Source organism: Flavobacterium sp. K77, assembly GCF_021608205.1.
GTDB lineage: Bacteria > Bacteroidota > Bacteroidia > Flavobacteriales > Flavobacteriaceae > Flavobacterium > Flavobacterium turcicum.
On the sequence record NZ_JAKIHO010000036.1, the window covers coordinates 1 to 940 of the forward strand.

Below are 940 nucleotides of genomic sequence, written 5' to 3' on the forward strand. Positions count from 1 at the left end.
GGTATCACCTACTTGTGCAGCTGTCGCATTGCCATTGTAAACAGCTGTTTTAACCAACGCTACGCTTGATGTTTTTGGAACAGTTGTAACCGTTGCCGTATCATTTGTAGTTGTTGTTCCTGAAGTATCCGAAACTGTTACATTTGATGGGTCTGTAGCGCTTCCTATTGCAGAATTCGTAACACTTCCCGCATCGATATCAGCTTGGGTAATCGTGTAATTTTGTGTTAATGTTCCGCTTGCATTTGGTGCTAAAGTATTAGGACTTACCGCAACATTGGTCATTCCTAATTTAGCATCTGTAACAACTGTATTGGTTAAAGTTGTATTACCCGTGTTGGTTATGTTAAATGTATAAGTTATGGTATCGCTAACTTGTGCTGCAGTCGCATTGCCATTGTACACTGCCGTTTTCACTAAAGCAACGCTTGATGTTTTTGGAAGATTTGTTACCGTTGCGGTATCATTTGTTGTAGTCGTTCCAGAAGTATCCGAAACTGTCGCATTCGATGGATCTGTGCCGCTTCCTACTGCAGAATTCGTAACCGTTCCCGCATTGATATCGGCTTGGGTAATCGTGTAGTTTTGTGTTAAAGTACCGCTGGCATTTGGAGCCAAAGTACTCGGACTTAACGCTAAATTGGTCATTCCTAATTTAGCATCCGTTACAACGGCATTGGTTAAAATTGTATTACCAATGTTGGTGATGGTAAAGATATACGTAATGGTATCGCCAATTTGAGCGGCAGTGGCATTACCATTGTAAACGGCCATTTTAACTAAAGCTATGCTTGATATTTTTGGAAGATTTGTTACTGTTGCGGTATCGTTCATATTTGTTGTTCCCGATGTATCTGAAACTGTCGCATTTGATGGATCTGTCGCGCTTCCTACTGCAGAATTTGTAACAGTTCCCGCATCGATATCGGCTTGGGTTATT

General features: G+C 41.3%; 1 protein-coding gene. It reads right to left on the minus strand.

Going from position 1 to position 940, the window contains the following annotated elements; genetic code table 11:
* Positions 1–940 (minus strand): DUF7507 domain-containing protein (locus L1S34_RS14775; protein ID WP_370637661.1); only part of this gene is annotated, 940 nt, incomplete at both ends.